General features: G+C 41.8%; 24 protein-coding genes. 6 read left to right on the top strand and 18 right to left on the bottom strand.

The window, feature by feature from the left end; all coding sequences use genetic code 11:
• Positions 1-299: 299 nt before the first annotated feature.
• The 3 genes from ACETMN_RS17020 to ACETMN_RS17010 are packed head-to-tail and all read right to left on the bottom strand — an operon-like array spanning position 300 to position 2,234.
• Positions 300-668 (bottom strand): hypothetical protein, encoded by a 369-nt coding sequence (locus ACETMN_RS17020; RefSeq protein WP_091020147.1) that lies wholly within the window; start codon positions 666-668, stop codon positions 300-302.
• Positions 652-1,020 carry a YolD-like family protein gene (locus ACETMN_RS17015; RefSeq protein WP_091020148.1) on the bottom strand — a complete coding sequence of 123 codons (369 nt, stop codon included), beginning with the start codon at positions 1,018-1,020 and terminating at the stop codon, positions 652-654. Before ACETMN_RS17015 ends, ACETMN_RS17020 begins: the two co-directional genes overlap by 17 nt.
• Entirely contained in the window at positions 1,017-2,234 is a 1,218-nt protein-coding gene (locus tag ACETMN_RS17010; RefSeq protein ID WP_179198666.1) for a DNA polymerase IV, read from the bottom strand. Before ACETMN_RS17010 ends, ACETMN_RS17015 begins: the two co-directional genes overlap by 4 nt.
• 323 nt (positions 2,235-2,557) lie before the next feature.
• Between ACETMN_RS17010 and ACETMN_RS17005 the strand changes: the two genes are divergently transcribed.
• Both ACETMN_RS17005 and ACETMN_RS17000 read left to right on the top strand, forming a co-directional pair.
• Positions 2,558-4,288, top strand: a complete 1,731-nt coding sequence (locus ACETMN_RS17005) for a sensor histidine kinase (RefSeq protein ID WP_091020151.1) — start codon at positions 2,558-2,560, stop codon at positions 4,286-4,288.
• Positions 4,266-5,882 carry a response regulator gene (locus ACETMN_RS17000; protein ID WP_179198665.1) on the top strand — a complete coding sequence of 539 codons (1,617 nt, stop codon included), beginning with the start codon at positions 4,266-4,268 and terminating at the stop codon, positions 5,880-5,882. Before ACETMN_RS17005 ends, ACETMN_RS17000 begins: the two co-directional genes overlap by 23 nt.
• Before the next feature lie 68 nt (positions 5,883-5,950).
• Here the strand turns inward: ACETMN_RS17000 and ACETMN_RS16995 are convergent, their stop codons facing one another.
• The 5 genes from ACETMN_RS16995 to ACETMN_RS16975 form a co-directional block, all read right to left on the bottom strand.
• Entirely contained in the window at positions 5,951-7,636 is a 1,686-nt protein-coding gene (locus ACETMN_RS16995) for an extracellular solute-binding protein (RefSeq protein ID WP_091020154.1), read from the bottom strand.
• 46 nt (positions 7,637-7,682) lie between these two features.
• Positions 7,683-8,561, bottom strand: coding sequence for a carbohydrate ABC transporter permease (locus ACETMN_RS16990; RefSeq protein WP_091020156.1), 879 nt, complete (start codon positions 8,559-8,561; stop codon positions 7,683-7,685).
• Between the two features lie 17 nt (positions 8,562-8,578).
• A complete protein-coding gene (locus tag ACETMN_RS16985; RefSeq protein WP_256975368.1) occupies positions 8,579-9,436 on the bottom strand; it encodes an ABC transporter permease in 858 nt (285 codons plus the stop codon).
• A gap of 562 nt (positions 9,437-9,998) precedes the next feature.
• On the bottom strand, positions 9,999-10,238 hold the full coding sequence (locus ACETMN_RS16980; RefSeq protein ID WP_091020160.1) for a carbohydrate binding domain-containing protein: 240 nt from the start codon (positions 10,236-10,238) through the stop codon (positions 9,999-10,001).
• Between the two features lie 97 nt (positions 10,239-10,335).
• Positions 10,336-11,256 (bottom strand): LysR family transcriptional regulator, encoded by a 921-nt coding sequence (locus ACETMN_RS16975; RefSeq protein ID WP_091020161.1) that lies wholly within the window; start codon positions 11,254-11,256, stop codon positions 10,336-10,338.
• Positions 11,257-11,354: 98 nt separating this feature from the next.
• Here ACETMN_RS16975 and ACETMN_RS16970 point away from each other — a divergent pair, with 98 nt between their 5' ends.
• Both ACETMN_RS16970 and ACETMN_RS16965 read left to right on the top strand, forming a co-directional pair.
• Positions 11,355-12,248, top strand: a complete 894-nt coding sequence (locus ACETMN_RS16970; RefSeq protein WP_256975366.1) for an alpha/beta hydrolase fold domain-containing protein — start codon at positions 11,355-11,357, stop codon at positions 12,246-12,248.
• Between the two features lie 537 nt (positions 12,249-12,785).
• Positions 12,786-13,085, top strand: a complete 300-nt coding sequence (locus ACETMN_RS16965; RefSeq protein WP_256975367.1) for an NAD(P)-dependent oxidoreductase — start codon at positions 12,786-12,788, stop codon at positions 13,083-13,085.
• Between the two features lie 155 nt (positions 13,086-13,240).
• On the opposite strand, the gene ACETMN_RS16960 is transcribed toward ACETMN_RS16965, so the two are convergent.
• From ACETMN_RS16960 to ACETMN_RS16940, 5 genes are all read right to left on the bottom strand, one after another.
• Positions 13,241-13,666 (bottom strand): MarR family winged helix-turn-helix transcriptional regulator, encoded by a 426-nt coding sequence (locus tag ACETMN_RS16960; protein ID WP_091020165.1) that lies wholly within the window; start codon positions 13,664-13,666, stop codon positions 13,241-13,243.
• Between the two features lie 98 nt (positions 13,667-13,764).
• Positions 13,765-14,115 (bottom strand): DoxX family protein, encoded by a 351-nt coding sequence (locus ACETMN_RS16955; RefSeq protein ID WP_256975369.1) that lies wholly within the window; start codon positions 14,113-14,115, stop codon positions 13,765-13,767.
• A 269-nt stretch (positions 14,116-14,384) separates the two neighbouring features.
• Positions 14,385-16,319 (bottom strand): fructose-1,6-bisphosphatase, encoded by a 1,935-nt coding sequence (locus tag ACETMN_RS16950; RefSeq protein WP_091020168.1) that lies wholly within the window; start codon positions 16,317-16,319, stop codon positions 14,385-14,387.
• Positions 16,320-16,575: 256 nt separating this feature from the next.
• Positions 16,576-17,292, bottom strand: a complete 717-nt coding sequence (locus tag ACETMN_RS16945; protein WP_105598894.1) for a class I SAM-dependent methyltransferase — start codon at positions 17,290-17,292, stop codon at positions 16,576-16,578.
• Between the two features lie 66 nt (positions 17,293-17,358).
• Positions 17,359-18,267: a LysR family transcriptional regulator gene (locus tag ACETMN_RS16940; RefSeq protein ID WP_091021028.1), complete on the bottom strand. Its 909-nt coding sequence runs from the start codon at positions 18,265-18,267 to the stop codon at positions 17,359-17,361.
• 144 nt (positions 18,268-18,411) lie between these two features.
• Between ACETMN_RS16940 and ACETMN_RS16935 the strand changes: the two genes are divergently transcribed.
• Complete coding sequence (locus tag ACETMN_RS16935; RefSeq protein WP_091021027.1) at positions 18,412-19,431, top strand: alpha/beta fold hydrolase; 1,020 nt, start codon at positions 18,412-18,414, stop codon at positions 19,429-19,431.
• Positions 19,432-19,686: 255 nt separating this feature from the next.
• On the opposite strand, the gene ACETMN_RS16930 is transcribed toward ACETMN_RS16935, so the two are convergent.
• From ACETMN_RS16930 to ACETMN_RS16915, 4 genes are all read right to left on the bottom strand, one after another.
• Entirely contained in the window at positions 19,687-20,727 is a 1,041-nt protein-coding gene (locus ACETMN_RS16930; RefSeq protein WP_179198704.1) for an NADH:flavin oxidoreductase, read from the bottom strand.
• Between the two features lie 205 nt (positions 20,728-20,932).
• On the bottom strand, positions 20,933-21,508 hold the full coding sequence (locus ACETMN_RS16925) for a TetR/AcrR family transcriptional regulator (RefSeq protein WP_091021026.1): 576 nt from the start codon (positions 21,506-21,508) through the stop codon (positions 20,933-20,935).
• A 260-nt stretch (positions 21,509-21,768) separates the two neighbouring features.
• The gene (locus ACETMN_RS16920) at positions 21,769-22,332 is read right to left on the bottom strand and encodes a GNAT family N-acetyltransferase (RefSeq protein ID WP_091021025.1); all 564 of its coding nucleotides are present in this window, start codon (positions 22,330-22,332) and stop codon (positions 21,769-21,771) included.
• A 370-nt stretch (positions 22,333-22,702) separates the two neighbouring features.
• Positions 22,703-22,948, bottom strand: a complete 246-nt coding sequence (locus ACETMN_RS16915) for a hypothetical protein (RefSeq protein ID WP_091021024.1) — start codon at positions 22,946-22,948, stop codon at positions 22,703-22,705.
• Between the two features lie 231 nt (positions 22,949-23,179).
• Here ACETMN_RS16915 and ACETMN_RS16910 point away from each other — a divergent pair, with 231 nt between their 5' ends.
• Positions 23,180-24,265, top strand: coding sequence for a DUF1648 domain-containing protein (locus tag ACETMN_RS16910; protein WP_091021023.1), 1,086 nt, complete (start codon positions 23,180-23,182; stop codon positions 24,263-24,265).
• Between the two features lie 263 nt (positions 24,266-24,528).
• Here the strand turns inward: ACETMN_RS16910 and ACETMN_RS16905 are convergent, their stop codons facing one another.
• The gene (locus tag ACETMN_RS16905) at positions 24,529-25,692 is read right to left on the bottom strand and encodes an MFS transporter (protein WP_256975438.1); all 1,164 of its coding nucleotides are present in this window, start codon (positions 25,690-25,692) and stop codon (positions 24,529-24,531) included.
• Positions 25,693-26,005: the final 313 nt, after the last annotated feature.

Genomic DNA, 26,005 nt, shown 5'->3' with positions numbered 1-26,005 from the left:
TGTAATAATCTTGGCTGTCAAGATAACGGAACCACGCCGTACTAATCCAGGTATGTTGGTATCACCCTTCTGAAGGATTCATCCTTGTTTTAGTCGAAACAATATGGATAAATGTATCTGCCGCGTGATTTCTCTCATTTTATATGTTTAATATGCCAATGCAAAATTTTGAGACAAAAAATACCGACCCTTCAATTTCAAAGGTCGGTTTACCCAAATCGGGAGAAGAAAACAATGGTTATAGCTGTATTATATCCACCCCATGACGTTATATACTGTATTCTGCTCTAACTCTATGTTTATGTTGGCATATCAGTAATATCAACGCTCATATGTTCCGTAAGCATTAAGGTCACATCCACTTTCACTTTGCTCCACAATAATGTCATTTTGTGAAGGTAACCTCTTACCGAATAATTTACTGTTAAACTCAGCTCGGATCTCTCCTCTTCAATGATTTTTATATGATGTTCCTTTAAACTTTGTTTTGATTTGTACATCTCTAAAGCAATTTTCTTTTGGGTACCGTCCAGGTAATCAATATACACCGATTTCATTTTAAAGTTTGAAGCGTATATTTTATGCTTATCTACCTCCAGAGCACCTAAAAGATACGGAAGCTCTACCAGCCTCTTTACGAGTGCAAGTTCCTCAGAAGTTTGTCTCACCGTACACACCTCCTCCTTCTTCAAACTTTACAGTGACCAATTGATCAAAATCGACCCATTCAAATCCATTATCCATTTCAATTTTTATTTTTTTTCCAAAGGCGCTGACTGAAGTGACGATTCCGTGTATATACCGATTGCCTGACTCATTAAACACTTCAAAGGTGGCTTGCAACGTATAGTTGAGGGACATATCTATATGTTGAGCAATAATCTCCCACTCATCTTCATGAATCAGTGGTTTCGCTTGATGATGAATTTGAGTACGATGCTGTATAATTCGTTCTTTATGTTGTGGAAGCATCATGCGGCTCGATTCCCATAATCCATTGGCCTCCAGTTTTTTGCTCATTTGTAATGCCCCCCAATTTTAGATGCTCTATCAATCGCTTGACCTGCAGCCGTAATGGAGCTCGCTCGCAGAATGGCAATGTCGCCATATCGATCCTTAATGTTGTCCATCACCTGATCAATGGCTCGTTTCTGCTCTTGATCATCAAAGAAAGATAGTTGATATGTATCCGCGTTGGATAATTGAGACAGGGATACGCCTACACGGCGCACAGGTTGCCCATCCCAATGTTGATGGAATATGCGTTTGGCGATCTTGCACACATCAACGGTTATGTTTGTAGGATCAGACAGTTTAACTTGCCTGTGAAAACCAGTGGGGTGATCAAAATCTGCTCCCGATACACTCACAGATATGACACTACCCATCAGCCCTTTTTTACGGGCTCTTCTGCACACTTCTGAACAGATATCGAGAATAACCACTTCGATCTCCCATGCTTCTGTGAAATCCCTAGGCAGGGTCATTCCGTTTCCGATATCCTTTTGTGTGCTGTGTGTGTTGACGGTTACCGACGAATTGTCGAGTCCATTGGCGACTCTCCAGATGACTTCTCCATTAACACCCCACTTGCTTCTTAATTTAGAAAGAGGTGTATTCGCCAGGTCTTTAATGGTTCGGATACCCATCTTCCACAGATGTTTTTCCATTCTTGAGCCAATCCCCCACATATCGCGGATGGGCTTATCTCCAATGTGAAGATGCAACTCCTCTTTCTTTAAGTGAAAAATGCCACCCTCCGCTTTTTTAGCAATCATATCGCAGCACAATTTACTGATAATTTTGTTTTCACCAATTCCTGCTCTGGCATAAACCCCTGTTTCATTATAGATTTTGTCTTGAATTTGTTTGGCCAGATCGATTGGATCATTACCAAATAGATGCATAGACCCTGTAACATCAGCAAATAATTCGTCTATACTGTATGGCTCGACCAGATCGGTGAATTCCTCAATAATGGACATGATTTGAGTGGAAACTTCGATGTATTCTTGCATGTGAGGTTTTACAATGATCAGTTCAGGGCATTTCTGAAGAGACTGCCAGAGTGGTTCCGCGGTAGATACACCTTTAGCTTTGGCCAACGGACAAGCGGCAAGGATAATGCCAGAACGTCTTGCTGGATCGCCTGCAACGGCGAGTGGTTTATTTTTGTATTGGGGCATTTTTGCCTTTTCGACTGAAGCATAAAAACTCTGCATATCAATGAGCATAATGGTTCGCTGCTTAGTCCACACTGAAATCACTCCTGTACATTTAAGAACGTATGTTTCTATATATTATAAACCGAACATACGTTCTTTATGCAAGAGGTAAATATTTATATTTGGCATAGGACCATCGAATTCGGAGCGTCCGATTTATACAAACCCCATTTACTATAGAATTACGCAGCTCCAGGGTTCTGTTCGTTGACATCCACCTTTAAGTGGTGTCTTTTGTAAGCCCCTTGTCCTCATGTTCCCTCCCCTTATAAAGCTAGATATTGTAGAATAAAGCTAGAGATGATCGTTCTTATTCTACAGGAGGAAATGACATGTTGAAGGAAAAGTGTCCCACAGAGAACGGCTCTATTTTTTCAAAGCTGGCACTCGGTCTAGTTTTGATGTTTATGCTGATTGTACTGATCTTCTGGTGGATCTATCGATTAAATGTGGAAGATATTCAACGAGAGTTAGAAAAGAATAAATTGGGCGAAGTGCGATTCATGTCCTCCCAGCTATCGAATCAATTTGAGCAGGTATTAATGAATGCGCTAACATTATCAGAGGATCAATCCGTCAGAGGTTATACATATGTTCTTCATTACGGAAATGATTTTGCTAAATACAAGGCCAAGCTGGAGCTCATTGAGAAGCTGGCATTAAACAGTGCTTCCACCTCATGGAACAATACCATTATTTTGTATTATCCGGATCAAAAGGACACGGTATCTTCTGATCCCCAGTTTTCATTTCGATCATTCTCCATGTCCAAAGATCCGCTCGATCAATGGATATTACATATGAACAAGGATGGTACAGGTTATTATTCACATCTCACCAAGGGACATCGAGGGCCGATGTATATCGAGATCAGGATCTCATTAGATGTTTTGCAGAAAATGATGTCTGATTATACATCCGGAACACCGATGCTGTATGATTCCCATTTTAAAACAGCCATTCGAGGTTCAGGCTCCCTTGGACTTGCCCAGGCTGATGCTCAGGTTGTTCCACAGCTCAGAAATGACAGAGGTTTCTTTGAAATCTCCTTTCAGGACAGGAATTACTTCATTACTTATATGAAAGCAAGTATTCTGGATTTGTACTTTATCGACTATCATCCAACCAATCAGCTTCAGCAATCGATTTCACGTAACAATACGCTGTTTGTGCTGGCACTTGTAGCCCTGCTGCTTCTTTCGCTTTTGTACATCTTGGCTCTGCGTAATCAGATTCAACAACCCATTATTCGGTTGCGTAAAGCGATCGACCGGTTTGACCGGGGAGATTTCTCCAGCCGTGTCGACGAAACCCATATTATGGAATTTGAAATCCTGGGTCGATCGTTCAACCGAATGGCTGAGAATACGCAGACATTAATTGAGCAGGTCCTTATTGGAGAACTTTCCGTCAAAGAGGCCAGACTCAAGCAGTATCAGGCTCAGATCAATCCCCATTTCCTATACAACTGTCTCAACTATATCCAGAGCAAATCGAGTGTAAAGGATTATGAATCGGTCACAGCCATGACCTTGGAGCTGGCTTCCTACTGCCGTTATATTCATCGTATTGAAGATATGGATTCGACGCTGGGTGAAGAGCTTCGTTTTGTGAATCATTACATGTCCATTATTCATATGCGAAAAAAAACGATCACTTTTGATATCGATGTACCCAAAGAGCTTCTCTCGGTCCGTATCCCTCGTATGATTTTGCAGCCACTCGTTGAAAATGGGGTCAAACATGGGATTGAACCCTCCATGAGTTCAGGGAAAATTACGATTCGCGCGGAGCAGGACCATGAGGTCATCCGTATCATCGTTGCAGATAATGGTGTAGGCATGCCGGAAGAGCGACTGTCACTGATCTGCAAACACATGAATGAACTAACCCGCCCAGAGGAACAGATCGGAACAGGAGTTCGAAATGTCAATCAGCGAATCAGACTCACATATGGTAAACGATCGGGCTTGTCCGTTCAATCCAGCTTATATGAAGGTACCCTGTGCATCATTACTATACATAAGGGGGATATTGCAGATGCATCAGATTCTGTTAGTTGACGATGAATCCTATGTGATTGACGATCTTGAGATCTCATTTCCATGGGATGAATATCGGATCGAGCGTATTCACAAAGCATATTCCGGAATGCAGGCTTTATCCATTCTGGATGAACAGACCGTAGATATCGTGATTACCGATATTTCAATGCCGGTGATGAACGGACTTGAGCTGATTCGGCAGATCAAGGCGTCTAAACCCAACCTGCCCTGTATTTTGCTCACCGGTTATGCCGAGTTCGAGTATGCGAAAGAAGCGACCAGACACGGGGTTGTTGAGTATTTGCTAAAACCGCTTGATGTCGAAAAACTGGCGGCATGTCTGGAAAAAACAGTACTTTCCATTGAGGAACAAATCCGCAGAGCCTTGTCCTATGAACAGGCGATGAACTCGTTTCGCGAGCACCTGCCTTCGTTGAAGGACAGGCTGCTGAATCAGTTGATTGAAGGTAATCGTTATGCAGAAGATGCTTTGAACGACAAGTTGGCACACTATCATCTGCCCTTCCATGCCGAAGATGAAGTTCAACTCGTTCTGGTACGCCTGGAAGAACATTTCACCAGGCATACAACGAGCAGCTTGCAGTTGTTTGAGTATGCCGTGACCAACATCGCATGTGAGTTATACAACACAGCTTTTCATACCTGGCATTGTCGTGATCATTACGATTATCTGGTTTTCTTGTTAAAGTTAAGTCACAGTAAGCAATTGCCGGAGCAGGATCAGCTGGAGGATCAGAATCAGGGTCTCACGCATATCTCCCTACAGCTGCATCATAATGTCAATGAATATCTGAAAGGTGGCATTTCCGTCATCCTGAGCCAGAAGGGTAAACTCCAGCATGATATCCGGGACATGTATGAGCAAGCCCAGTCCGCTCTGAAAAAGCAGGTAGGTAACGGTACAGGGTACTTCCTTTCCCTTCAGGAAAGCTATCGTCCTGTGTCCATTCGTTCCTTGCATATATTATATGAACCACCAACCTTCAATTATTTGCTTGAAACGGGACAATGGGAAGTATTCAAAGAACGTCTGCACCGAATTGAGACTGGGTATAGCACGCTGCCTGAACAAACTGAAGAACATCTGGATGAGATTCAGATTATATTGTTATCGGCTTTTCATTACATTGCCCACAAAAATCATGCGCTGTTATCCGATTTGGTCGGAAACGAATGGGTTCCGCGTATGCCTTTTCGGTCTGTATCCCAACTTACAGATTGGGCTGAAAACATGCTTGATCGGCTGCGAACGAAGCTGGAGGAACAGTCTTTAGATGAGCAACATGATGTCATACATCAGATCAAGACGTTTGTTTCTGCCAATCTGCACTCCCTCAGTCTCCAATCGATCGCGGATCATGTATCCTTGCATCCGGTTTATGTCTCCAAGCTGTTCAAACAAATTCAAGGCATCAGCTTGAGTGAGTACATTCTAAGTGTCAAGATGGATCTTGCCCTCTACCTGCTTAATCATTCGCAGGATAAGGTATATGAGATTTCCGATAAACTGGGCTACGCCAACTCCCAATACTTCATCAAGGTGTTTCGCGATAAATTCGGTATGACGCCTCAGGATTACCGGGAGCAATAAAGTTAAAAAACCGCACTTCATGTACACAGGTAAATGAAACTCCTTGTAGATGAAGAGCGGTTCGTTTTTTATTTTATCGTGTCATACCATGCGTTTACTTCTTCGGTGATCTGTTTACCGCCAGAAGACATGTACTGTTGCACAAATGCATCAAAATCATCAACGGGTGCTTGACCATAAATGATTTTATTCAACACTTCCTTTTCCAGCTTGCTCAGCATATCGCCTCGGGAAACTTGTGTTTTCGTGGGTACACCCGTGAACATCTCAGGCATGATAATATCTTTTTGGTCAATGACAATCTTGGCGGCCTTAATCTGTTCAGGGATACGGTCTGCCAGGTTTTTCTCATACTGAGTGGTTGGTTCTTTACCCCCTGCAAGTTCTGCCAGGGTATTCATCATCAGGTTAGGGATAATCGCGCCGTCAAACGTCAACGTATAACGGATCGCATCAATCCAGCCGCCAGGAATTTTGTCGCTTTGCAGTTCTTTATAGACGGTTCCGTCTGGAGCGATGTCATAATCATAACCTTTAGCAAATCCGTGCACGAACGTTGTGCTGTCCGGATTAGCCCAGTGATCAAACAAATAGTTCTGATATACAAAGAATGCATCTTTATGTTCCATATCCTTATTAATGAGAACGGCTCCTGTACTTATTGGCGTTCCATGTCGTCCCATCTTCCCGTCAGGGCCGGCCGGAAGTGGATATGCTTTATACTCAGCATCAGGCACGTTTTTTTGCAGATCCGGGAGCGGCCAGCCTGTCATCCAGTAAGGGCCAACGATTATACCGGACTTGCCTGCAGTAAACGCCTCCGTTGCTTTGGGCTCATCATAAAGTCCCGCTTCCTTATCAATGTATCCTTTTTCCATCCATTCTTTCATTTTCGTCAGTGCGGGTTTCATCTCTGGCTGGATGGAGCCGTAGGCAAGTGAACCGTCTGCGGCTTTGTTCCACTGATTAGGCATCGCTCCAAACATGCCAAAAATCCAGCCGGATTCCGACATCCAGGTGTTCAGATCATTCTTGAAACCTACAGACAGAGCCATCGTATCCTTCTTGCCGTTGCCATCCGGATCTTGATTGACGAAGGCATCCATCACCGTTTCCAACTCGGCTAAATTGGTTGGTGCTTTCAAGTTTAACTTCTTGAGCCAATCTTCCCGAATGTACATGACGGGATCATTATTGTAAGCGTTCTCCAGAATAGGAATAGCCATACGTTTGCCATCACGCATATACGGGTTCCATACGTTTGGATCTTCCGCCATCGCTTTTTTGTATACATCGGAGGCATATTTATCAAATAATTCCCCCGCATCCGTGAATTGACCCGATTCGATCAAATCACTGATTAGCGTAGAGTCACCACGGAAAGAGATAATATCCGGCATTTTCTGACCCGAGGTTAACATGAGACGAAGTTTGGTCTGGTACGCATTATTTTGTTCACTCACCGTCCATAAGTATTTAATATCGATCCCCAGTGTATCGTGAGCCCACTTCGTATGAACGTTATTTTCAATGTTTTCCCCATTTTTGAACTTCAAGCTGCTGGTGATCGGAAATACAGTCGAAATGGTAACCGGTTCAACATATTTACCATTTTCAAACGGAGCGGAATAAAATTCATTACTGTCGCTAGGCTTTTTCTCTGATGTCGATTCATTGCTGCATGCTGCGAGCACACCAGATAACATTGTGGCAGCCATCAATATGCGAAGCGGTTTTTGCCATGTTTTAAACATGTTGTCTCCCCCATATCATTCTAAATTGGTTAGATCTAAATCCGTCTTACTCTTTAACAGCACCAAGTACAATCCCTTTAACAAAAAAGCGTTGCAGTAAGGGGTATACAACCAAAATCGGTGCCATGCCAATGAATATCTGAGCTGCCTTGATCGTCCGTTGTGAGATGTTCTCCAGGTCTTCGGGCCGCACGGAAACTTTACTGAAGTCCTGCTGTACGATGATCGTCTGGAGGAAGGTGGCTAATGGATACTTTTCGTGATCCGTCAGGAAAATCAACCCATCGAACCAGGCGTTCCAGTGCCCTACCATGGAGAACAGGGAGAGTGTAGCGATGGCTGGCATCGACACGGGCAAAAAGACAGAGATCAATGTTCGAAAGTAACCCGCACCATCGATGAAGGCAGCCTCCTCCAGCTCTTTGGGAACGTTGCGGAAGAAATTCAATAAAAGAATCATGTTCCAGACAGATACCGCTCCAGGAAGGATAAGCACCCACATCGTGTTGAGTAAATTGAGTTTCTGGATAAGAATGTAGAATGGAATTAATCCTCCGCTGAACAGCATCGTAAATACAAAATACCAGGTGTAGATGTTACGTCGTTTGAAGCTGCGATTCTCCCGGGATAAAGGGTAGGCCGCCAGCGTGACAATAACCATACTCAGGATTGTACCCAGCACGGTTCGCTGTATTGCAATCCATAGGGAACGAAGGAAGTTCTCATTGGCCAATGTTTTCTCATAAGCATCAAGTGTAAATTCAACCGGAAAGAGTCCAACCAGATTCGCATTGGCGGCTGCTTTACCGCTGAAGGAGACTGCGAGAATGTGGATCAACGGGATTATACAGAGTAGTGATAATAAAATTAAGAACGTATAGTTAAACACGGTGAATACTTTGTACGGCTTGGTTTTATGATACATGCGGTGAGGTCTCCTTTCTAGAAAATACGGTAGTTCGCAAATTTATACGCTGCACGGTATGCGATTACGATCAGCACGAATCCAACCACCGATTTGAAAAGTCCGACTGCAGCCGAGAATCCAAACTTACCATCGATGAGACCTACCCGATAAACAAAGGTGTCGATGATATCACCCTTATCGTAAACGAGCGGATTATACAGATTGAAAATCTGATCGAATCCTCCGTTCAGGATATTCCCGAGGGACAACGTTCCTACAACAATCATGATGGGAATGAGAGCCGGAATCGTAATGGACCAGGTCTGCTGCCAGCGACTTGCTCCGTCTACCTCAGCTGCCTCGTATAGTGCTGGATTAATGCCTGCCAGCGAGGCAAGAAAGATAATGGCACCAAACCCGAATTCCTTCCAGATATCACTTGTAACAACGACCATTCTAAACCAAGTGCCATCCCCAAGGAAAAAGATCGGTTCAAGACCAAACACCGCCCCAAGAAACTGATTGATCATACCTTTTGTTGCAAGCATGTCCAGCAAAATTCCGCCTAGTATGACCCATGACAGAAAGTGCGGCAGATAAACGAACGTTTGTATACTCTTCTTGAAGGTTTCCTTTCGTACTTCGTTAAGGAGTAAGGCAAAGATCAGCGGTGCAATCAGACCTCCAATCAGTTTCAAACTTGCAATAATCAGGGTGTTCCAGATCACCTGCACATTCTCCGGCATACTGAACAGGAATTGGAAATGCTCCAGTCCGATCCAGGAAGACTTTGCAAACCCGAGCCAGGGCTTATAATCCTGAAAAGCAATGACCAATCCGCCCATCGGTATGTACGCAAATATGAACGTCAAAATAACTGCTGGCAATAACATCAGATCCAGTGCCAGCGTTCGCCTGGAGCCTTTTTTGCGTTTGGTACGCCGGGGACTCGGACGAATCACATCGACTTGGGTGGGTGTGGTGGCTTTGGCATTACTCATTCGTGTGCTCCCCCTCTTTCTCTATTGGTTTCAGAGACGTTAGCCAAGGTTCTGTTTAATCTCCGTAGGTTTAAGTATAGATTGGCTCCCTCCAAGTCAACATGATAAAACCATAGCTTCGATAACAAATTGTTAATATGACTTGTTGTTTGCACGAAAAGAACCCCCGTACATATGGATCGTTCTCTCCACAAGTACGAGGGTTCTGACTTTACAGTGATAACTAACGATGATTTAATGTTTGTCTTTTCCTACAAAAGAGAGAATGCCATACGCTATCCTCAGAGATGTAAGGCGTTTCAATGAATAGTTTCATCTCAGCAGGGTCATCGCTGTACTGGAATGTTCCAGTGACCTTATGCCAAGTATTCCATTGCGCTTTAGCGATCTCCACGCTGCCGATCGAATTCCAGCTTTCGGCATTCGTTTTTTTATACGCGGTGAGCTGCAACGTTTAATCGGAAGCTGGCTCTTGTGTAAGCTTGACATATGCTGTAATTACATATAATTGATTACGCTGAAGCAGCTCTTTCATCGAGAACATGGGTCCATGATAGGAGCGTTCACGGTTGGTAACCAACATGCTTGACTTCCCTTCATGTGCTTCCTTTTCTGTTACTGTGAGGTTTTCCGCACCAACCCGTGCAGTCCATCCCTGAAGTGTACCATCTTCAAAAAAACAAAATGTTATCATCTGTTATGTAGAGCGTCATAAACTATGCTGCATCAGAATGTCTACTACCGTTATTACTTAGAAATCGCATCGGGGATATCTCCTCCAGCTTCAAGAACTACGGGTGATCCAACGAAGAGCCTTTTGGGTTTTGCACGAGGTTAGCCAGCTTGGTTGTAAATTCTTCGACCATGTTAGAAAGCGGTTCATCTGTTCGTGTGATTCTCCCCAAGATGGCTTTCTCAGAGCTGAATTGTTGTAAAGGAACTGTTACGAATTGTTCACGATAGGTGGAAGACAACGCATTTAATATAAAATCTGGAGCAATCGTTATAGCATTGCCGTAAACAATCATTTGGCACAATGCATCGATGTTATTCGTGATCAAGGCGATACGGTTGGTATGATTAGTGGAAATTAACGTATGAGCGATATTTTCAATATGTTCGTCTTTGTATAAAACAAATACTTCATTGTGCAAGTCTTCAGGTGATATTGTTTTAAAAAAGCGTAATGACGACCGGTTGTTCATGATCAACACTGCGTTGCCTTCAACGATAGGAACCCATTTGAACAAATCGTCCTGTTGGCTTTTATTATATGAGAGTAATCCCATGTGCGCATAACCCTCTTGAACATGTTTCATCACCGTTAGTGTATCTCCTTCGATCATCTGAACTTTGAGTGTCGGATATGTATTCATCAGTTCCAACATGGTCTGCACCACTTGAGGAACAAATCCAGGAATGGTGGAAATCGTGATGCACACTGAGGATTCTTCCTTGAAACTGAGCAATGCACTCTGCATGTGTTCAATATTTTTGAGGACGGCTGCCGCATGCTGCAGAATAAGCTCTCCTTCTGCTGTTGGTACGACTCCTTTTTTGGTACGGTAAAAAATAACGGTATCCATCTCTTCTTCCAATTGTTTGATGGACTGACTAATCGTTGGCACGGTGAGATGATGCACGCTCGCGGCCTTCGTGAATGAACCCCACTGTGCAGCAGATAATAAATATTGCAACTGTGAAATATTCATTTCATCCCTCTTATCTTTAAAATAATATTTATGATACTAAATTATATTTAAATATATTTTATGATTGTATTCAAGTATTCTTTATATAGGAGGTCGATATGATGCGGAGTATACGAAGTTTCTTAGTCGAATTGTTGCTGAGAATGACCAAAAAGAAGCTTGATGTGAATGAGTTTATGGAGGAACGCGGAAAGAGTAACAGCATGCCCTATGAATTACCTGCCAAACTTAAGCAGAAGTATAATATTACCAAAGAACACAGTCTCCCGGTAGACACGTATATGTTGAAATCCAAATCTCTCTCGGGCGAACGAGTTGTTCTGTATTTGCCTGGTGGAGGATATGTTGAGCAACCGCTGACATGGCACTGGCATTTTTTAAACAACTTAACGGAGCAACTTCATTGCACGGTGTATGCGCCAATTTACCCGAAAGCACCGAATTATCAGTACATGGATGCAATTGAGAGTGTTCTTAGGGTATATGAGCATGTATTAAAAATAACTGAACCGGAAAACATCGTCATAATGGGCGATTCTGCTGGTGGTGGTCTTTCCTTGGCTTTTGCGCAATATTTATTGGAACAAGGATTGCCACAGCCCAAGGACATTATTCTGCTGTCTCCATGGCTTGATATTACATTAAGCAACCCTGAAGTAATCGCCATGATGGATAAAGAGCCGATGTTGAACTGGGACATGCTGGTTGAGTCTGGGAGAAGGTATGCAGGTGAAACCCCTCGCTCACACTACTTGCTCAGTCCGATTCATGGGGAAATTAAAAATTTGGGTAAAATTTCACTGTTTATAGGAACACATGAATTATTCCTTCCGGATGCCCGAAAATTCAAAGAAAAAGCTACCCGGCAATCGGTTGATATCAACTATTTCGAGTATCCCAAAATGAATCATGTCTTCCCCGTTTTTCCTATACCCGAAGCCAAAAAGGCGCTTAAACAGATGGTGGATATTATCCAGAGTCGAGGTAAGTAGGAGCGATCGCGTTAGAAGTGAAGTGTAGATATCAAAAAATCAGCGCAAGAAAAGAGCAAGCCATCTTCTGGATGACCTGCTCTTTTTCTTCATTGTAGGTATCCTCATCAGGACATTGCCTAAGATAACAGGAAGGCAACAAGACGGCCTACTTCTTCAGGTTTACCAAAACGTCTTTTGAACCGTATCATCTACATATTTTTGAACAGCTTGCTTATCTGATACATCAGCAGTACGTAGAAGAACTTCAGTCTCAGGTGCAACTTCCAGAATCAAGTCTATTCGTAAATTTCATTCATTAATATTTTCTTGGCTTTAGCTCCACTATTAGAGTAATCAAACATTGACATACTCCCCCCACTCACTGAAATCAGGAGCTATATTGTTATTCTGGAATCTTTTCCATACGATTAGCATGGGATAGATTATGAAAGGTGGTATAGATATGAAAATTCTCATCGTTGGTTATTTTAACGAAACTGCAAAATCAAATATTACAGCGTATTTTCCGCAAGACTGGAACGTTGGCATTGATTGATGGATGAGAATCAATTGGACTATACAGGGAGTGAGTTAAAGGGGAAAACGATTGGGATTATCGGTTTGGGCGCTATTGGGCAAGAAGTGGCTTCGTTTTGCAGGGTTTTTGATATGAATGTGCAGGCTTATGCAAGAAAAGCTGTTGTACAATCTGAGGACGTGGTGAAAATGACGGATTTCGATACACTTATAAGCACATCGGATGGTCGGAAATTTCATAAAATAAGATATGATTTCTTTATAAATAATATAAAACGTGTAGAAAATGGTGAAGAGCCTGAAAGTAAATTCAATTAGATATTCACCTAACATTCGTCTGTTCATTTTCTTCAAGTTCCCAGGAGTGCACCTGCTTTGCAAATTGCAAGAAGAAAGCAGAGTCGCTTAAAGCCCCCCAAATATATGCTACAGCATGTATTTGGGGGGCTTTAAAACCTAGCGTGTCAATTCGTTTAATCCTCTTGCACATTCATGTACAGTTTTTCTAATATTACTTTTAACTGTTTTAGTTCCTCCGGCTCTAACCCTCGTGTGACGTAATTATGAGCGTCTTTGACCGTTAACAACAACTGTTGCTTTACTTCTTCTCCTTTAGGAGACAAATATAAATGATGTGAACGCTTATCTTGATCATTAATCATACGTCGAACCATTTCTTTACGTTCTAACGAATGTATCATCCTCACGACAGTTGTTTGATCCCGATCGATTGCCTCTGCCAGCTCTTTTTGAGTCGTAGCTTTATCAATATCCATATAAAAAATAATACTCCATTGTTCAGGCGTGACCTTATAAGGTTTCAATTGTTTGATAAAATAATTTGTAAGCTTAAGATCAGTACGGTGAATTAAAAAACCAGTCACATCGTATAAGTCCATTGTTGTACCCTCATTCATCATGTTCTTACACCAATTATAGGTGATCTGAACGATTGTTACAAACTACTTTATATCGCCATCATGCTTAAATAAGTCGTTTAAAAGAAATGATACATCGACACCATCAAGCTAAGAACAAACAAAATGAGTGCAGGAATGGCCTTTTGTATGGGGTCTTTGGCTAAAACAATCAAGGTAAACGCCCCAGCAAGCATCGTTCCACCTAGAAGCACACCCGCCAAAAGTGCATAAATAGGTATCCATATGCCAACGATCATACCAATGGCTCCCACAATCTCAAACGAACCGGTCAGAACATTAAAGTAAGAGGGCAATCCAAATCGTTTGAATTCGTCGGCCATTTTACCCGAAATAATTTTGCTTCCTGTGAATAGGAAAAAGAGACCTAAAAGAATCTGTAAAACGGTAATAAAAATGAACATAGCTATCCTTCTTTCATTAAGTTGTACATATAGGATTAATATATGCTATAGCATGTATTTTGTGTGATATGATTCAATTTGTCAACCTTTAAGAGATATTTAAAGTACACTAACTTCCTTTCAAAGGATACCACCAATCCAAAATTTACTCGTATTGAATTGATTGTTCATACAATGAAATTAATAATATCTGATGTCGATTAGAAAATTAATCACTTTCAAGTACATGCTATAACATATGCTTGAAAGTGATTTTAACGATCTAACCGCAATTCCTATTGAACAGGGTTACGATACTCCAGAAGGTCCTTCAAATTCGAGATTTTCTGCAGCAGCTTCTCCCCAACATTGGTTTCCTTCACCAGTTTCCGTTCCAGTTCTTTGTCCACCAGTCTTTTCACAGACAATACGTCCGTTCCGTTGCATAACACATCTTCTTTTGATTTAAATTTCTGGTGGGCGACGAGCTGCATGCCAAAAGAATTGTACAGCAAGGTATATCCGGCAATGCCTGTGGTGGATTGATAGGCTTTGGAAAAACCGCCGTCAATCACGATCATTTTTCCGTTTGCTTTAACAGGGCTCTCTCCACTTATTTCTTTGACTGGCGTGTGCCCGTTAATGACATGTCCATGATCCGGATTCAAATCAAACTCCTGCAAGATTCTTCGACAGATCTCTTCATTTTCACGTAAATGGTAGTAAGGATTTTTTTTCTCCTTATGTGCTTCTTTTTCTTGAATAAAATAACGTTCAAAAGTGGTCATTTCTCTCTTGCCAAAGAGTGAGGAACATTCCCCTGTCCAGATGTACCATACCATATCCGTCGCCAGATCTTCTGTTTGTTCCGGATGTGCAAAGGCGTAACGTAAATAATCCTCAAAAACATCAAGCAATTGACGGCCCGCATATGTCTTGTCTTCAATCTGCATTTCTTCCATATTTCCTTCTTCATCCAAAGGAATACAGCCGTGGATTAACAAATTCCCATTGTATTTTAAATAAAGGCTACCCTTTTTCATGAGGAAATTCATATGTCTGGCCATCTTTTCGGAATGCTGAACGGAGAACAGCAGTTTTTCCATCACCTGGCGTTCTTCCTCCAGCAATTCTTCAGGCTTCTGCGGATTAACAGTGGTAAAACAGGTGTTTTCCAGCAGGTACGTTTTTCCGCAGATGTTGATTTCATTGTTGTCGTAATCAATCTGCTCCAGCAAAAGTCTTTCAGACATATTAAAGTATGGACGTCTTTTGATAATCGGGCTTTCAAGTTTAAACTGGATCATGGCAATGGCTTGATGAATTTTGGTGATCTGCAGAATTTCCTGCTCCGATAAATTATGGCCAGCCTGTAGTTTAGGTCTGAAAGACGGATTGTCTTCATAATATTTCTCCGCCAGATTTAGCAGTGGGCGCAGATTGATTCCGTATACATCTTCAATGATGTCCAGATTGTCATATCTGGCGCAGATCCGAATAATATTCGCAAGGCAGACCAGAGAACCTGCGTAGGCTCCGATCCAGAGGACATCATGGTTCCCCCACTGTATGTCTACAGAATGGTAGTTGATCAACGTATCCATAATTTTATCGGGGTACGGCCCCCGGTCATAGATATCTCCAACCACATGAAGATGGTCAACCACCAGGCGTTGTGTCGTATAAGCAAGGCCGATAATGAGATTGTCCGCCTGGCCCAAGGATATAATTTGCCGATATATTTCCTCGTAATAAGGATCCTTATTGTTGGTCGAATCCGTCTTGTATAAAAGCTCTTCTACAATATATACATATTGCTCCGGCAGAGCTTTACGCAATTTTGAGCGTGTATACTTGGAAGAGGCATAAGAAATAAGCTTAAGCATGTGTTCAATTGTTAGTCTATACCACTGGTTCAAAGCCTGTTTATTGCTCAGTTCCCCTATAACCAGCTGTATTTTTTCTTCCGGGTAATAAACCAATGCCGCAAAATCATGGATTTCTTGATCCGTCCAAGTTTCCCGGAATAATTCTTTGATCTTCTCTTTGACGGTACCCGAACCGTTTCTTAGTACATGCTGAAAAGCCTGAAACTCCCCATGCAAATCACTGACAAAATGCTCGGTTCCCTTCGGGAGATTGGAGATCGCTTCAAGGTTGATGATCTCTGTTATGATTTTTTCTTCCGTATCATATTTCTCGGCCAATAAATCTAGAAACTGCTCATCCAAAACAGATGTCCCCCTTCAAGGAACTATGGTGTTGTGTAGCCGGGTCCAAAAGCTTTAGACCTATATAAAATTACACTCTATACTTGGTATTGATTATATGATAATTATCAGCATCGCCTTCCCCCATCATACTCCAGTTCATCATATATGAACAAATTTCATTAAATGGATTTGAATGAAATTTGTCTGTAGCTATTTTAGGAATAAGAATTGTGTTCAATGGGTACTTGTCCCTCGATATTTTCTTCACTAACTGCTATTTTACACAATGAAAAATAAACGATCTATTCTCAGAATTTGCTTGTTTAAATTCCCAATCACCATATGTTTTGATTTTTGAAAAACCGATTTGTTTCAGCGACTCTTCGAATTCTTCTTGATTTCGAAACCTCAGCTGCATTTTTTCATGAACTAACACTTTGTCTGTTTTGGTATTTTTTACAATTTCATAGAAAGTGTAAATATCTCCCTCAAACCCTTCATATTCTGTGTGAATTTCTAAAGGATCTCCGCTTAGTCTATCTTTAGCGAAGTCAGGAGTTTTGTCCTTCTCCCATTCTTCCCATACTTTTACCAAAGGGTTTCTTGTATCAAAAATAAAGTGCCCCCCCATTTTTAGGGATCGGAATACGTCTGAGATCACTCGCTTCCAACTATCATCTGTAAGAAATACCTGTGCAACATTGGCTGTCATAATCACCGCATCATAGGTATTGGTTTGTAAATCCGCACTATCACCTATAATCCAATTCACATTTCCAGAATTATCTTTACTTCGCGCCATCTCAATCGCTTCTTCATTGGGATCTATAGCGGTAATTTTATAACCGCGCTGAACAAGATGAGTGGTCCATCTTCCTGTTCCACAGCCCAGGTCAGCTATAAATTCTACTTTTTGTCTCTTTAACAATGCAAGGAAAAATTCATCGTCTTTTCCCCAATGGTTAATCTGGTCATATACTAATGGAATCATAAATAATATTTCCCCACTTTCAACAGCGTTTTACTGTGCTCAACAGTTTGATGTCTCGTACATAAGCTATACGGTTTTATTCTCACTCTGTGAACCAAAAACTTCCCTGGTTGCTTCTATAAAAGATAACAGCATTGGTGAAATCCATTTGTCTTTATGCCACAACATCTGTGTATATACCTGCAAGTCCGGAATTTGCCATGGGAGGACAACAAGTTCTCCACGTTCAACTTCAGACTCCACGACGATCTCAGGAAGAAAGGCAATACCCATGCCTGAAATTGCACATTGTTTAATGGCTTCAGCACTTTGAAACTCTAAATATGTAATGCTATCAATCCCCTCTTTCTCAAATGACCGATCAAACATCGTTCGATATGGACAACCCTTCTCATTTGTCAGGAACACTTCTTCATGAAAATCTTCCAATTGCAGCACAGTTCGTTTGGCGAGTGTGTGATCTGGAGCAGCTAACAATCGGAAATGTTCTTCCAGCAAAGGTTCCACGGAAAGTCCACTAGAGCGAATGGGTTCATCCAACATATAAACAATATCCGTGGTTCCCTCAAAGAGCGTTTGCTTGAGCTCTTGATTCGGAACTGAGCGGAAGATTAGACGAACTCCCGGATGCTGGGAACGAAACCGTTGGAAGACAGGTGGAAGCCGATAGGAGCAAATAACCTCATTTGCACTTATCGTTAAGGTACCACTTAGTTTTTCATTATCATGGACAGCACTGCGAGCTTCGTCCATTTTTTCAAGAACGCCTTGGGCGTGTGTTAAAAAGCGTTTACCCGCAGTTGTGAGCGCGAGTTGCTTGCCCAACCGATCAAAGAGGCGAACACCTAGCTCATCTTCCAATGCTTTAATTTGCATCGTGACGTTGGAAGGAACGTAGCTCAGCGCTTCTGCTGCTCGTGTGAAATTCAACGTTGTTGCAACCGTACAAAACGTATTCAGTTGACGCAATTCCATCCGATGATCCCCCTTCATCTTTCAATTTTATTGAATACTATCTTGAATTATATTCACTTTTATTGAGGGTATCACAGCTCTATACTGAGTACAAGAGATCACAGTGAACATGTGGTTTTTCATTTTGAAGGGAGCTATTATACGATGGATTATGAAATTTTTAATTTGTGTGATGTACTCTTACAATCAGGAGTGACGTTACCAAACGCTTTTCTTGCTTACAAAACATACGGAAAATTAAATGAACAGAAGGATAATGTTATTGTCTATCCAACGGCTTTTGGGGATCAGCATGTTCAGAATGAATGGCTTATTGGCAGTGGGATGGCACTGGATCCAGAGAAATATTTTATTATCGTTCCCAATTTGCTGGGGAATGGACTCTCTTCCTCTCCCAGTAACACGCCTCTTCCATTCGATCGGGCTAACTTTCCACAGGTAACCATCTATGACAACGTTCGATTCCAGCACCAACTGCTGACCGAAAAATTCGGTATTCAAAAGATTGCTCTCGTCGTCGGGTGGTCGATGGGAGGCATTCAGGCATTTCAATGGGGGGCAAGTTACCCGGAGATGGTCGAACGAATCGCACCTTTCGGAGGCATCGCCAAACCCTGGCCACACACATTTGTGGTCCTGGAAGGCGTGAAAGCTTCCCTGCTATCTGCAGTTGGCTTCGACTCAAGTAAATTAAACCAACTAAGTTCGACAGACATGCGTGCCGTTGGTCGGGTCTATGCAGGATGGGGACTATCACATGCGTTTTATAGAGAAGAGCTTTACCGTGAGATGGGATTTGACACATTGGAGGATTTTGTAGCTGGTGTCTGGGAAAATAGCTTTATGAATATGGATCCGCATAATGTTCTGGCCATGTTATGGACAGGTCAACATGCAGATATCAGTGCAAACCCCTCCTATAACGGAGACTTTGATAAATCACTTCAGAGCATAAAAGCTTTTGCCTGTATCATGCCCGGAAGCACGGATCTCTTCTGCACTGCGGCCGATAATGAATACGAAGCTAAGCGTATACCTAATGCTGTCTTGAAACCAATCCAATCGATCTGGGGCCATTTTGCTGGTCGTGGAATCAACAGTGCCGATAATCAATTTATTGATGACAATCTAAAACACTTGTTGTCACTTAGCACTAATGAATAGATAGTCACATGCATGGGATGTCTGTCAGGCCTAGCAAGATTCGCTGTTCTGCTCTAAGCAGTGCAATTTTCCATTTAGATACCTGTACCTCTGCCAGTCTCATTTCTATGGCTTTCATCTTTAGTTCCACCGGATAACTCACTCTGGTTGCTATTACAAATACACCTCCAAGATGATCTCCCTATCTTACGACAAGGTTTCATTCTCTTGAAGGTGTGTTTGATTAATACATATTCCTAATGATTATAACTACAATTAAGTAAGTACAGTCATCGCCTCTCTTGTAAATGGAACCAGATCACCAGTACGTCCTTCTTGAATTTTCTTAGCCCATTCAGGGTCGACCAGAATAGCACGTCCAACAGCAACCAGATCAAACTCATCATTCTGAAGTCGTTGTACCAATCCCTCGATACCGACGTTACTTGCGCCTTTACCTTCTGTGAACAGACTTGTAAAGTCACCATCAAGACCAATCGATCCAACAGTAATTGTTGGTTTGCCAGTCAGTTTTTTGGTCCATCCAGCAAAATTCAGATCAGACCCTTCGAATTCCGGTTCCCAGAAACGGCGTGTGGAACAGTGGAAGATATCAACTCCAGCTTGAACCAACGGTGCGAGAAGCTGCTCCAGTAATTCCGGTGTTTCAGCCAATTTAGCCTGATAATCATCTGTCTTCCACTGAGATAAACGCAGTACAATAGGGAATTCCGATCCCACTACTTTACGGCAAGCCTCAATCACTTCAACTGCAAAACGTGTGCGAGCCATCATATCTCCACCATAACGATCCGTACGAGAGTTGGTTTTCTCATACAGGAATTGGTCGATCAGATAGCCGTGTGCTCCATGAATTTCAACACCATCGAACCCAACGCGTTTCGCTTCTGAGGCTGCTTGTGCGAATTCCTGAACGATTGTAGCAATCTCAGCTTCCGAATAATCATTAACATGACCCTTGGCTCCCATATGCCAGATCTGTGGAATAATTCGACCGCCAGCTTCATGTACTTCAGATACAACATGTGCCCAACCATTCATTGCAGCTTCGCCATAAAAGTGCGGCACATTGGCTTGATTGGATGCATCCGGATGATTAATTATTGTCCCTTCTGTCACAATAAGCCCCACTGCGTTCTCTGCTCTGCGGCGGTAATAGCCCGCAACATTCGAACCCGGGATACCGTCCGGAGAAAATTGACGCGTCATCGGCGCCATCACGATCCGATTGGATAACTTCAAGTGACCTAACTCTATAGGTTGGAACAATGCTTCTACGGATTGAGAATAATTCATAATAACCTCCACAAATTTTGTTTTATATAAATTGACCTAGGAGATGTTAAACAGCAACCAGCCTGGTTAACAGCTAGACGTTACTTCCAAATGAATCAATACACGCTTTTTATCGAAAAGCCCCACCTCCTTCAAGGTTTCGTGGTGGTTTAATCCGCCTTCAATTATTTTTGACTTTGTAGTCAAGAATTTCACAAAAAAAAGATCAAGACATGATCATGCCAAATGAAATATGCAGAACTGTCTCGATCTGTTCACGGGATGAACCTGATTTCTCCATAACTCTCACACCAAGAATGGTGTTATTTAGGTAAGATGCAAGCTCTATACTCGTATACCGGTTGGAAATTAATTGTTGTTTCTGGCCACTACTTATGATCTTCTCTAATACCAGTTGAACCTCTTCTGCCATGAGCTCAGCTTCGCGTGTGACCTGCTCGTCATCTGTTCCGAATTCGAGTGATGCATTCACAATTAGACACCCTTGGCAGCCAGTTTCATCGTCTAAAAGGGAATATCGTAAGGCATCCAGTTTATCAACGGGAGACGAATCCAGGGCTTCAATCTCCTTCAGTTTCGCTATAACCTGTTCACGGTATAGTGCCAGCGCCTTCAGGAACAACGATCGCTTGTCTTTAAAAACACAGTACAAACTTTGCTTTTTGACTCCTGTAGTACGCGTAAGGTCCTCATAAGAAGTCGCTTTGAAGCCTTGATTCCAGAACACTTCCATAGACTGGTGTAATACACGATCGACATCAAATTCTCTTGGTCTGCTCATGGGATTAATGTATCAGTTATTGACCGTGCAGTCAAGAACTGATCGTTTTACATCCTGTTTGAAAGAGGATAGTCACAATGGATAAACATAAAATTTTATATTTTATATAAATGAACAAAAGCACCGATCCTCCCCAAAGTTTGAAGACTGGTTCTTCATATGTCCGTTTTTAATGGTCCTTACATTAAACTAAACACAAAAGAGAATGGTGCTATATTTAACTTGACTCTATTCATTTCCACAACTCCATTGAATGCGGTCTAACTCTTCCGGTAAGCAACCTTGTGAAAAGCATTGATATAACGAAACAGTGCTTCACCATCGTCAGGCACATGCGTATTTGTATCCAGTGGCGGCATCATTGCCTGATACGGCTCTGGCACCATTCTATATTGATGGACATAGGAGGTTAGGATGAACCCGTTGCGTTGCCAGAACTGAATGCGTTCCTGATGAGCCTCCGTTGTCCCGAACTCCGCCTCGATAATCATACCTTTGATCCGGTGTTCCCTTAACGCCCAGGCTCTGAGTTGCTCTAGCATCCAGGTCCCTATGCCCCACCCACGCAACTTCTGTTCAACCGCAAGGTAATCGATGATCAGGATGCGCTCCGCAACCTTCCCCTCCAGTCCAGTAACAGCCATCGCAACCACTTCTCCATGATGCACGCCCGTGTGTAAATAACCAATCTTCCGGTCCAGCATACTGCGCAGAATCGCTTTTGTCTTAGCGCCGCTTTGAAAAGCCTCATGATAGATTTGCTCCATCCGCGCCCATAATGCTTCATCCCACTCCTCTATAGTCGTAAACTCTAATTCCAGCATCTTATTCGCCTCCAGCTTTAATTCAGATTTATCGTGATTACCCATCTCTTGCCTGACGATAGGCAATCTACTGCCTAGTTCTTTTATAAATGAGTCAAATAAAAAGCAGTGTATACCATTTGTACTCTGACGGGTTCGACCTCTTTATTCTTCGATCGTACTTCCTTTGACGAATTCTGCGAATTCTGAAGACTGTAGCATGACTTTAATCTTAAAAGTTAAACTTATGTTTTTATCATTCGCATACCTGGCGTACATTCACAAAATTCATCTATCCTGCCCGTTAATGTAATGAAGCAGCGGTCTAACACAGGCAGCTTCATTCTTGTCGTTTATTCAATTATAGTTTCTACGTTAACGTAATAAAGCATTAACTTTTAATATCTTCTTTAGCCTTTTGTCTATATCGAATTATGGAAAGAGGTAAATTAACTACTCCAAGAATAAAAGAAGAGCCAATAGATATCCATTGAGATATTGAAGGATAATTCGGTTTTCCGTCTCCTACAGGTCCTATTTTGGGTTGGTGGCTATCCCACAAAACATATAGGAGACCAACAGCAGGTAACAATATGCAAATTACACTTGCAACTATATGTAACACATACTTGTTCAATCCTACCCCTCCGTTTATTGTATTCATGTCTTGAACTCTGTTTATATTATAACGTTATCTAAAACGGGAAGTAGTCAATAAAATTAATTATAATCAACTTATATTCAAGTCGATTACTTACCCTAAGTTAAAATAATAATCATAAGCAAAAAGACATAGTGATGCATCGCATATGCTCTAAAGCTTATAGAGTTTTCGAATACACACTTATGTATCAAAGGGGCGAATGATATGACGATAATGCCTGTTATAGTATTGATCTTTGTATTTGTACCTACCATTGTACTCATGGTAAGCATGCCTTATTTAACAAGAGAGACGATTAGTTTTGGGGTCACCGTCAGCGCTGTACAATTTCATAGCGAACCTCTACGCCAGATGCGGAAGTCATATGCTAAGATTAGTGCTACCTTTCATACCATCCTATTCATTGTTTGTATCATCTGCCTAATATACGGTGATGAACATTCCAAGCAACAAAGTTGGATCATTGTCACTTATTCACTCGCCATGGTCGTAATCTCCCTAGTCATAAACATTAACTATCATTTCAAAATGAAAAGTTTACTACCTATGCTGCCTATTGCTCTTGAACCATCGATCATGGCAGTGGACACTGGTTTTGGGAAAAGAAACATTAGCTTGTCTAGTAAGTGGTTCCTCATCCATGTTTTCATTATTGTTGTTGGTATTGTAACGGTGCTACTTAACTACGACCTAATTCCTGACCAGATTCCGATCCATTACAACAGCAGTTGGAACGTAGACGGGTATGCAGCTAAATCTTATGGTTCTGTATTTATGCCTACGATAATGCAAGTGTTCTTAATACTTGTGTTCATATTTGAGAATTGGAGTATTCGCAGAGTGAAGCAGCAGGTTCAACCCACTGATCCTAACCTTTCCATCAGACAAGACGTAACTTTCTGCCGTACTTGGTCAGGTTTTATGATTACAGCAAGCTTTTTAATAGTTATCCTGTTGTCCGTCGTGCAACTAAATATGATATCTCTGCTTAACATCAATTTCGCTATTCCCATTGTCCTAATCATAATAGCCTTTATCATCCTATACGCCTTAGCCTTATCGTTCTGGGCTGGTCAGGGCGGAAGCCGATTGGAGCAATCGGCAGATCACTCCAATTTCAGACCTGTCCATGATGATGAAAAATGGCTATTAGGTATGATTTATTTCAATCGCAAGGATCCAAATCTAATTGTCGAGAAAAGGTTTGGTGTCGGCTGGGGATTAAATTTCGGTCACCCAGTATGCTGGCTGATTTTTCTCGGAATTATTGTACTGTTAGTTGTGGTGTAACAAGGCTTGGAGGTTAGTACTCGCCTCAATCGGTATATAAATGTATGCGGAAACCGTCGATAAGCTTGACGAGATCGTGTCTACGGCTTCATTCGCTGTGAACTTAATGGTGCAGTTGGACCTACTATCATTGGGTTAATGAGTTATGAATTATAAAACAAAGAAAGCAGCTGATCACTTGGGTCAGCTGCTTTCTTATTGTTATAGAGGTTTTGTATATCGTTAACCGGCATGTATCAAAGAAAGATAATACAAGTGATTATTTAATGCAAAGATTGTTTCGTTTGTTTTCGTTTAGATAGAGAGTTATCAAGCAGCGTTGTTACGATGCCAATCACAAGGGCAAGCGCACCGATCCATGGAATATAGTTCAACAAGTTGTGGTTGACAGCAATACCCCCAACACCAGCTCCGGCAGCCATTCCAACTTGTCCAATCGCGCTATGCAGACTCAGTACAATGCCAGAAGCGGCAGGAGCGAGACTTATAAGCTGAAATTGGATCGGCGTACCTGAGGACCAGGCTGCTAGTGCCCAGAAAATAAGTAATATATATAGAAGAAATATGGATTGGCCTATAAACGGGAACAACAGTAATACAATGGCATGGAGTATCATTCCACCAGCTAGGGTACGGAATGTACCCCATTTATCTGTACTGAGTCCTCCTATTTTGGAACCAATAGCACTGGCAATACCAAATATAAACAGGGCTACCGTTACACCTTGATCACTCATGTTAAATATATCTAGGAGATACGGCGAAATGTACGTAAATAAAATGGAATATGAACCTAACCACACGAACGTAATCAGTAACGCTGCTGCAATACGGGGTTGCATAATGAATGTAAACTGATCACGCAAAGGAACCGCTTTTTCAGCAACGACTTTAGGTATGATCAGCAGCGCTAGGCATAAGAGAATAAGTCCGGCTACTCCAAGACCAATAAAGATAATGTTCCAATCATAATGGGAAGCTACAACCCTGCCTATAGGTACACCGATAACTAATGCCGTACTATTTCCCATGATAACAGTAGCAATTGAACTGCCTTGTTTGCCTGGAGCAGCCAAAGCTGCAGCAAGAGTAAGGAGCGTAACCTGAATAACACCGGCACTAAGTGCTGAAATAATTCTAGCTACGATAAGCATCTCATATCCTGTGATCGTTGCAATTAAAATGTTAACAACAGAGAATACCGTTAATGCATAAACTAAGAGCTTTTTTCGGTCTAATTTAGATGTAAAAGCAATTAAGAAAGGAGTCCCTGCACCAAAAGCTATAGAGAACACAGTAATGAGCTGTCCAGCAGAAGAAACTGAAATGTTGCTAGATTCAGCTACTTTGTCCAGGATTCCGGCAATAACATATTCTGATGATCCATTAAGAAAACTAATTACAGCTAATAAATATATTTTCCACATATTTTTCAACAATTGCACCTTCTTATTTCTGTATTTCTAGAAAAATAGATATATTAAATATTCTCAACCAGATACTATTGAATTAGTAGCTAGAGACTTTCCCACAGAAAAACAGCCCCTAAGCGAATGGTTAGATTCATTTGTGTTCCACCTTTCAGTGTTAAATCCATAAGAGATTCTCATTTGCATAACTTATGTTACTTTTATTATTCAAATAAATATATACCTTTCAGCCTTTTAGTTTGAATTAACATGAGATCACATTTGTTACTCAAATGTTACGCAGTGTTTTGTATCAGCTTAATATTATGTA

The organism is Paenibacillus sp. M2, assembly GCF_046713495.1.
GTDB classification, from domain to species: Bacteria; Bacillota; Bacilli; order Paenibacillales; family Paenibacillaceae; genus Paenibacillus; species Paenibacillus amylolyticus_B.
This window is presented reverse-complemented; position numbering and strand designations above follow the sequence as displayed.